This window comes from Vibrio sp. 10N.261.52.A1, from assembly GCF_002876325.1.
Taxonomy (GTDB): domain Bacteria; phylum Pseudomonadota; class Gammaproteobacteria; order Enterobacterales; family Vibrionaceae; genus Vibrio; species Vibrio chagasii.
The window spans coordinates 1-9,275 of record NZ_MCYD01000549.1 but is presented as its reverse complement, the minus strand read 5'-3'; the positions used below and the strand labels follow the sequence as shown (position 1 = coordinate 9,275).

7 protein-coding genes are annotated in these 9,275 nt (G+C 46.0%); 4 read left to right on the top strand and 3 right to left on the bottom strand.

Annotated elements, in window-relative coordinates:
• Positions 1 to 2 precede the first annotated feature (2 nt).
• Positions 3 to 2,528 (top strand): PBP1A family penicillin-binding protein, encoded by a 2,526-nt coding sequence (locus BCT81_RS08400; protein WP_241908183.1) that lies wholly within the window; start codon positions 3 to 5, stop codon positions 2,526 to 2,528.
• A gap of 93 nt (positions 2,529 to 2,621) precedes the next feature.
• On the opposite strand, the gene oxyR is transcribed toward BCT81_RS08400, so the two are convergent.
• Positions 2,622 to 3,515 carry a DNA-binding transcriptional regulator OxyR gene (gene oxyR / locus BCT81_RS08395; protein WP_004737158.1) on the bottom strand — a complete coding sequence of 298 codons (894 nt, stop codon included), beginning with the start codon at positions 3,513 to 3,515 and terminating at the stop codon, positions 2,622 to 2,624.
• A 220-nt stretch (positions 3,516 to 3,735) separates the two neighbouring features.
• On the opposite strand from oxyR, the gene BCT81_RS08390 reads away from it, so the two are divergent.
• Positions 3,736 to 4,464, top strand: coding sequence for a glutathione peroxidase (locus tag BCT81_RS08390; RefSeq protein WP_004737157.1), 729 nt, complete (start codon positions 3,736 to 3,738; stop codon positions 4,462 to 4,464).
• Positions 4,465 to 4,671: 207 nt separating this feature from the next.
• Positions 4,672 to 6,138 (top strand): dihydrolipoyl dehydrogenase, encoded by a 1,467-nt coding sequence (locus tag BCT81_RS08385; protein ID WP_102423826.1) that lies wholly within the window; start codon positions 4,672 to 4,674, stop codon positions 6,136 to 6,138.
• A gap of 240 nt (positions 6,139 to 6,378) precedes the next feature.
• Here the strand turns inward: BCT81_RS08385 and BCT81_RS08380 are convergent, their stop codons facing one another.
• Complete coding sequence (locus tag BCT81_RS08380) at positions 6,379 to 6,726, bottom strand: RidA family protein (RefSeq protein ID WP_004737155.1); 348 nt, start codon at positions 6,724 to 6,726, stop codon at positions 6,379 to 6,381.
• Positions 6,727 to 6,813: 87 nt separating this feature from the next.
• On the opposite strand from BCT81_RS08380, the gene BCT81_RS08375 reads away from it, so the two are divergent.
• Positions 6,814 to 7,062 (top strand): DUF3624 domain-containing protein, encoded by a 249-nt coding sequence (locus tag BCT81_RS08375; RefSeq protein WP_102423825.1) that lies wholly within the window; start codon positions 6,814 to 6,816, stop codon positions 7,060 to 7,062.
• Between the two features lie 219 nt (positions 7,063 to 7,281).
• On the opposite strand, the gene argH is transcribed toward BCT81_RS08375, so the two are convergent.
• Positions 7,282 to 9,156, bottom strand: coding sequence for an argininosuccinate lyase (argH, locus tag BCT81_RS08370; RefSeq protein WP_004737153.1), 1,875 nt, complete (start codon positions 9,154 to 9,156; stop codon positions 7,282 to 7,284).
• Positions 9,157 to 9,275: the final 119 nt, after the last annotated feature.

The window sequence follows — 9,275 nt, the reverse complement described above, 5'->3', positions numbered from 1 at the left end:
TGATTTGCATGATTCTTGGAGTCAGTACAATTTTTGGGTTTTATTACTACGTAAAACCAGAGTTGCCTGATGTTGCCACTTTGCGCGACGTAGAACTCCAAACACCGATGCAGGTCTTCAGCCAAGACGGTAAATTGATCTCTCAATTTGGTGAAAAGCGTCGTATTCCAGTGACTTATGACGAGATCCCTCGCCACTTAGTTGAGGCTTTGATTGCTACCGAGGATAGCCGTTTTTACGAACACCCTGGTATTGACCCAATCGGCATTACTCGTGCAGCTATCGTAGTAGCAATGTCGGGTTCGGCAAAACAAGGTGCGAGTACCATTACTCAGCAGCTTGCGCGTAACTTCTTCTTATCCAATGAGAAAAAGATCATGCGTAAGATTAAAGAGATCTTCATTGCGATCCATATTGAGCAACTGCTTAGCAAAGAAGAGATCATGGAGCTTTACGTCAACAAGATCTTCCTTGGTCACCGTTCGTATGGTTTCGGCGCTGCAGCACGCGTTTACTTTGGTAAAGATCTTCCGGATCTAACCCTGAGTGAACTAGCGACCCTAGCAGGTATGCCAAAAGCACCTTCAACCATGAACCCTATCTACTCTATTGAACGCGCGACCAACCGTCGTAACGTTGTATTGCGTCGTATGCTCGACGAGAAATACATCACTCAAGCCGAGTTTGATGAAGCAAGCAATGAACAGCTTGTATCAAAGTACCACGGTGCAGAGATCGAACTGAGCGCACCATACGTGGCAGAAGTGGCACGTGCTTGGATGGTTGAACGCTACGGTGAAGACGCATACACCTCTGGTATGAAAGTCTACACAACCGTTGATTCGAAGCTGCAAAAAGCGGCAAACCAAGCTGCGATTAAGAACCTGCTTGACTACGATGAGCGTCACGGCTACCGTGGTGCTGAAAAAGTCTTATGGCAAACCGCTCAATCGGCTTGGGACCACGACAAGATCGTGAAACACCTTAAGTCTCAACCAACCTACGGTGACCTAGTTCCTGCAGTAGTGACTGCTGTTGATTCAAAAAGCGCTCAAGTATGGGTGAAGAATCAAGGCGAAGGCACTATCGAATGGCAAGGTATGAACTGGGCTCGTAAGTTCCTAACAGACGACCGTCAAGGCCCAGCTCCATCTCAAGCAAAAGAGATTCTTGCGGTTGGTGAACAAGTTTGGGTTCGTCATGAAGCGATCACAGGTGACGAAGTCTCTGAGGAAGCAACAGAAGAGTCAGCAACTGCAGAATCTGATACTCCGGTAGTTTGGCGCCTAAGCCAAGTGCCGAATGCCAACACTGCATTCGTAGCAATGAATCCGAACAACGGCGCTGTGTTGTCGATGGTCGGTGGCTTTAACTTCGTACACAACAAATTCAACCGTGCGACGCAATCTATTCGTCAAGTGGGTTCTGGTATCAAGCCTTTCATTTACTCAGCAGCGATTGAGAAAGGTTTAACACTGGCTTCTCTTATCAACGATGCGCCAATCAACCAATGGGATAAGAGCCAAGGTACGGCATGGCGACCAAAGAACTCGCCACCAACTTACATCGGCCCTACTCGTTTACGTATTGGCTTAGCTCAGTCGAAAAACGTAATGGCGGTACGTGTACTGCGTGAAGTTGGTTTAGATGACACTCGCAACTACCTAACTCGCTTTGGTTTTGATATCGATGAAGTGCCTCGTTCTGAAACTATTGCACTAGGTGCTGGTAGCTTAACGCCAATGAAAGTAGCGCAAGGTTACTCAGTATTCGCTAACGGTGGTTACTACGTTGAACCTTTCTACATCAGCCGTGTTGAGACTCCATTTGGCGAGACTGAGTTTGAAGCAACACCAAAAGTTGTCTGCAAAGAAGATTGCAAACAAACCATCACGACCGATCCAATGGCGGATGAGTTTGCCGAGCAAGATGTGGATGCGAAAGTTCAATACGCTCCTCAAGTTATCTCTGAGCAGAACGCATTCCTAGTTCGTGAAATGATGTACAGCAACATCTGGGGCGGCGGTGATTGGAGTGCGGGTACAGGTTGGAACGGTACAGGTTGGCGTGCTCAACCACTGAAACGTCGTGATATTGGCGGTAAAACAGGTACAACTAACGACTCGAAAGATACTTGGTACAGCGGCTATGGCCCAGGCATGGTTGCAACGGTATGGGTTGGTTTTGACAACCACAATCGTAACCTAGGTCGTACTAAAGCGAACTCTAACCTTGGTAAGAACCAGATTACAGGTGCGGAAGCTGGTGCTAAGACAGCAGAACCTGCATGGGTAGACTTCATGGGTACGGCATTGGCAGGCGTTCCAGCACAACGTAAAGAGATTCCAGAAAACATCGTTCGTGTTCGTATTGACCGTGATACAGGCTTACTGACCAACAAGTACGATAGCTCATCAATGTTTGAGTACTTCGAGAAAGGCACTGAGCCAACTGAGTACATCACTGAGCGTTTCAATGATGATATCTACTCCACCTCTTCAGGTGAAACGGTAGAAGAACTGTTCTAAGCAGTTCTTTAAACCTAGCAACATAAGCAAATAAAAAGGGTTGATATGAATTCATATCAACCCTTTTTTAATATCTGCTGTGCGAAGGTTAAGCTAAACGACCTTTTCCAATTGAGTGCGAATCGTCTCCGCCAGTTGCTCAAAGCGCCCTTTCAATGGAGAGCCCGGACGGTACGCAACCACAATGCGACGCGAAGGCGTTGGGTTTACCGCAGGTACGTAGCACACACCATCTTTCTGCTTTTCTTTTGGTACTGATAATTGAGGTAGCAAGGTAATCCCCGCGCCTGCCGCAACCATGTTACGCAGCGTCTCTAAGCTGGTCGCTTTAAAGCGCTCATCATCTTTTGCTCCCGCAGCAAAACAGAACCCTAGAGCTTGGTCTCTTAAACAGTGACCGTCACCAAGTGCTAAGACTGTCTGTCCATTGAGTTGAAGCATATCTACTGTGTCCTGCTGAGCCCATTCATGGTCACATGGAACCGCGACACTTAATGGCTCGTCATACACATCAATCTCTTTGAACACCGCCGTTTCATCAACCGCTGCCAGTACTAAGCAGTCCAGCTTGCCATCTTCCAATTGGCTCACTAATTGATGAGTTTGCGCTTCATGCAGGTACAGCTCTAACTCAGGAAAGCTCTCTTTAAGATGAGGGACAATCTTAGGCAGAATGTAAGGACCCACGGTTGGAATGAAGCCAATATGCATTGGTCCGGTCATCGCTTCACCGTGACCACTCGCCATATCCTTAAAAGTCTTCACTTCGTTGAGAATACGCTTGGCTTGTTCAACAAGTTGTAACCCTGATTCTGTAAATATGACCTTCCTTGGACTACGCTCGGTTAACTGAAGTCCGATTTCATCTTCTAGTTTGCGTATTTGACCGCTTAGTGTTGGCTGACTGACAAAGCACGCTTCTGCCGCTTTACGGAAGTGTTTGTGCTCTGCGAGCGCCACCAAGTATTCAAAGTCACGAATATTCATGATCAGTCTCTTACCTCAGGTTTAATAAGAACAAGGGTTTTCATAGCAACATTTAAAAGAAAAATGCTCTTGATAGAATTTACCTATCAAAACCATAACATCAAACGATTAGAGCTATCAAAGAATTTGTCTAATAATGGGCTCAACAAAACGAAACAGAGCAGCGAAAAGCGTTAAGCTCTACTAGAACAAAATTAAAATATCATTTAAGGAAATCAATATGTTTGCATCTAAAGAAGGTCAATCAATCCCTCAAGTAACATTCCCAACTCGCCAAGGTGATGCATGGGTTAACGTAACGACTGAAGAGCTATTCAAAGACAAAACAGTTATCGTATTTAGCCTACCAGGCGCGTTTACGCCAACTTGTTCGTCAAGCCACCTTCCTCGCTACAACGAACTACATTCAGTGTTCAAAGAGAACGGTGTTGATGACATCCTTTGTGTTTCTGTAAACGATACGTTCGTAATGAACGCATGGAAAGCAGACCAAGAAGCAGAAAACATCACATTCATCCCAGATGGTAACGGTGATTTCACAGATGGCATGGGTATGCTAGTTGAGAAAAACGACATCGGCTTCGGCAAACGTTCATGGCGCTACAGCATGCTGGTTAAGAACGGCGTGGTAGAGAAAATGTTCATCGAAGAAGATGTACCAGGCGACCCGTTCAAGGTTTCTGATGCAGACACTATGCTGAACTACATTGCTCCAGAGCACAAAGAGCAAGAGTCAATCACAGTATTCACTAAGCCTGGCTGTCCTTTCTGTATGAAAGCGAAACAGAACCTAATCGACAAAGGTCTAAACTACGAAGAAGTAGTACTAGGTAAAGACGCTACTACTGTAAGCCTACGTGCAATCTCTGGTCGCACAACGGTTCCTCAAGTATTCATCGGTGGTAAACACATCGGTGGTAGCGAAGAGCTAGAAGCTTTCCTAGGCTAATCACTGCCAAAAGGCTAACCCACTCACTTGTGGGTTGGCTAACCCTATCGGGGTGAATCAAGCTTGTGGCTCGCATTAACCACAGTCACAAGCTAAACCTAATAAAACAGAACCACAAAACTGACCCGCTATCCTGACTCACTAAAAACATCACATGAGTTGGAGGGGTTCGTTCAAACTAAATTTAGCCATTGCGAGAAAATTATTATGAAACAAGTCAATGTAGATGTAGCAGTTATCGGGGGCGGTACGGCAGGTCTAGGATCATACCGCGCTGCAAAAGCACACACTGACAGTGTCGTGATGATTGAAGGCGGCCCTTACGGTACAACCTGTGCTCGTGTTGGTTGTATGCCATCTAAACTGCTTATTGCAGCTGCGGAGAGCGTACACCAAATCGAGAAAGCTCCGGCTTTTGGCGTTCACCCACAAGGCGATATCGTAATTAACGGTCGTGAAGTCATGGACCGAGTGAAGTTTGAACGTGACCGTTTTGTTGGTTTTGTTTTAGAAGGCGTCGATGAGATCCCAGAGCAAGATAAAATCTCTGGCTACGCAAAATTCTTAGACGACAACACACTTCAAGTTGATGACCACACGGTGATCACGGCAAAGCGTATTGTTATCGCAACCGGCTCTCGCCCTGCATACCCTGCTGTTTGGAATGAACTTGGCGACCGCCTAATCATTAACGATGACGTGTTCAGCTGGGATGATTTACCAGAATCAGTTGCCGTATTTGGCCCAGGTGTAATTGGTCTAGAGCTTGGTCAGTCGCTACACCGCTTAGGTGTGAAGACCAAACTGTTCGGTTTGGGTGGTCAAGTTGGCCCAGTAACTGACCCAGAGATAATGGCTTACGCAGATAAAGCCTTCAATGAAGAGTTCTACCTCGATGCCGACGTGAAAATCGAAAGCATGAAGCGTATTACCACTGAATCGGGTGAGCCGCGTGTCGAAATTCAGTTCATCAATAAGCAAGGTGAGCTAGAAACCAACATCGTTGAATACGTATTGGCAGCAACAGGTCGTCGTCCTAACACGGATAAACTTGGTTTAGAGAATACCTCTCTAGAGCTTGATGAGCGCGGTGTGCCAGTTGCAGACCACTACACACTGCAAACATCGTTACCATCAATCTTTATTGCAGGTGACGCTAGCAACCAACTGCCCCTGCTACATGAAGCGGCAGACCAAGCGCGCATTGCCGGTGACAACGCAGGTCGCTTCCCTGAGATTCGTGCAGGCCTACGCCGCTCTAAAATCTCAGCGGTTTTCTCTGACCCGCAAATCGCGATGGTTGGTGAAACTTACAAAGAGATCACCACACGCTTAGGTACATGTGGTTGTTTCGCAACAGGTGAAGTGTCTTTCGAGAACCAAGGCCGCTCACGAGTAATGCTACGCAACAAAGGCATTCTGCACGTTTACGGCGAGCAAGGTACTGGTCGCTTCCTTGGTGCTGAAATGATGGGACCAAATGCAGAACACTTGGCGCACTTGTTAGCATGGGCACACCAAAACAAGATGACGGTTTCTGAAATGCTAGATATGCCGTTCTATCACCCAGTAATCGAAGAAGGTGTACGAACTGCGCTACGTGACCTCAACGCGAAACTGCACTTAGGTCCAGAGATGGTGAAACACTGTCTAGACTGTGGTCCAGGTTGTTAATCTCGGTCGATTGAGACAGAACGCATAGATTAAATACTAAAAAGGAAAGCCATTGGCTTTCCTTTTTGTTTTTTGGCAACGAGCAAATAACAGATTACCGATTACGCTCCTTCGTCGCTTTCCGGAATGACGTCGATTTAGTTAAGCAACTAAACCAAAACTTAAACCGTCATTCCAGAACTGAGGGACGAGGTATCTGGAATCTCTTAAAACCGTTACTTATCGCTAAATGCGAGAGAATTACTTCTCAGCTGCAATCACAGAGATCTCAACCAGTAGTGCTTCACGAGCCATGTCGCCAGTCACACATGCGCGAGCAGGAGCGTGACCTTCAGGAACCCATGCATCCCATACTGCGTTCATTTCTTGGAAGTCTTTCATGTCTTTCAAGTAAATGGTTGCGGACAGCATGTGCTCTTTGTCACTACCGGCTTGCTCAAGTAACGCTTCTACTTTATCTAGCATCGTCTGTGTTTGCTCTGTAATGCCTTTTGTTGCATCCGCACAAACTTGGCCACATAGGTAGATAGTACCGTTGTGTTTAACAATACGGCTCATACGTTGCTTGGTTTCTTGGCGCTCAATCATCGATCTTCTCTCTCTATGTCACCGTGATCCAATATCTTGTGACGTGTTATTATCAGGGCAATAAGCATAACGCGAATCAAGCCTAAGATGACATGTCTTCATTGCAATAAAAATGAAAAAATCTTCAACAAACTCGGTCGTTGCCAACGTTGTATGAATCAGCTCACGGTGTTGTCGATATTAAGTTGGGGAGTATGGTGGCTGTTTTTCAGAGAAGACCCAAAAACCATCAACGCCATTGCTTTGATGATGGCCGCTTTCGCATTCAGTGGTTTATTGTCGCTACATTGGATAATGAAGTTTTTGGTACTGCCTTTGAAAAGCAAAAAGCGTTAGCTGAGGTATTTGTAGGACAGGCGATCATCTCAATTATCGAGCTCTTACCTTTTGCCAAACGGCAGATAGAAAAAAGCCCCAAAACCAATCGGTTTTGGGGCTTTCTTAGAAAATTCTAAGAAAAAGCAGTGGTACTTAAATAGACCGGGCTTTTCTTAGTTTGTTCCCCAAAAAGATCAGATTTTTGATCTTTTTTTTAGGGCCCATAAAATCAAGGTGTTATGCAACATTAACCTTAGCAATTATCTGCTCGACTAAGTTCACTTCCAACGCGACTTCATCACATGCATGTTGGCGAGGACACTGGTCACAATCTTTCAGTACCTTCTCAGGCAGCAGAGATTTCGATGTTGGTAAGAAGTCATGCTTCATAAAGAACTCAGGTGTACGGGTCAGCACAAACACTTTCTTAATCGCCATTTGGCGTGCTTTCTCAACCAAGTGCTGAACAATCGCTGTGCCCTGACCTTGACCTTGCCAGCCAGCTTCGACACCCAGTGAACGAATTTCCGCTAAACCAGAGTCATAGACATAGAGCGATGCACAACCGGTCACTTCACCATGATGTTCTGCGACGGCGAATGAGCCAATATCACGCACCAGTTCATTACGAGAGCGAGGCAGGTTTTCACCCATATTCGCCCAGTAAGCGACCATGCCTTCCAACGCTTCAATATCAGTCAAACGAGCAGGACGAACCTTAACGATAGAGGTATCACGCTGCGCCAAACGCTTCTCAGCTTGGTCAACCGCGTAAGCCACTTGCTTCGGTGATACACCACCTAGCGCACTACGTTTCTCAAGACACGATTCAATGGTCAGGATGTCGTACACATCCTCTTCTATCACCTCAGAGAACTCTTTCATCTCTGCGATGGTTAATTCTTCTAGAGCGCAGCCTTTCGCAATCGCCGCGACGACGGTTACACCAACAATATGGTGAGCTTCACGGAAAGGAATGCCTTTCGCTACTAGGTAATCAGCCAGTTCCGTAGAGTTTGCATAACCTTGCTTCGCCGCTTCAAGTGTACGCTCACCGTTCACTTTGATGCCGTCAAAACACAGCGCCGCCATTTCCATACAGTCATTCCAAGTGTCTAAAGCGTCGAACAGACCTTCTTTATCTTCTTGCATGTCTTTGTTGTAAGCCAAAGGCAGTGCTTTTACTGTCATCATCATGCCAGCAAGTGAACCGTATACACGACCTGTTTTACCACGGATAAGCTCTAGTGCATCTGGGTTTTTCTTTTGTGGCATCAGAGATGAACCTGATGTCACAGTATCCGCTAACTCGATGAAGTTTGATTCACCTGAGTTGTAGAAAATCATATCTTCCGCAAGACGCGAAAGGTGAAGCATAGAGATAGAAGCGATCGACATCAGCTCCATCACATGGTCACGGTCAGATACTGAATCTAGAGAGTTACGCGTTGCACGACGGAAACCTAAGTTGTGAGCTAACTCTTCACGGTCCATCGGGTAAGCGGTTCCAGCAAGGGCACCAGAACCCAGCGGACATGTATCTAGACGCTTAATCGCATCATTCAAACGCGAGTAATCACGCTCAAACATTTCAACGTAAGCCAAACACCAGTGCGCAAACGTTACTGGCTGAGCACGTTGTAAGTGAGTGTAGCCAGGAAGCACAGTACCTTGATGCTGAGAAGCAACATTAACCATTTGGCTCTGCAGACGATCAAGCGCTAGCAGTAGTTGGTTACCTTGCTGACGACACCATAATTTCAGGTCTGTCGCCACTTGGTCATTACGAGAACGGCCAGTGTGAAGCTTTTTACCCAAATCACCGACTTTACCGATAAGTTGTTGCTCAACCCAGCTGTGAATGTCTTCTGCATCAGAACGTAGAATCTGTTCAGGATCTTCCATCACCTCAAGTTTTAGCTCATTCAGCGCTAACTCAAGCTTCTGCTGCTCTTCTTCTGTTAATACGTTGACCGACAGTAGAGCTTTAGACCAGGCAATTGAGCCCACAATGTCTTGCTCAGCCAATCGGTAATCAAAACGAAGAGAATCGTTAAAATCTTTAAACCGCGTGTCTGCTGCTTGGGTAAATCTACCGCCCCATAATGCCATTGTGTATCTCCTAATTGCACAGTGCTCACTGTTTTTGCAAATGATAATTCTGATTAAGATTCAGTATTTTTCTGATGGTTTAAACTTACGGCAATTCAAAGTGAAAATAAAGTATTAAT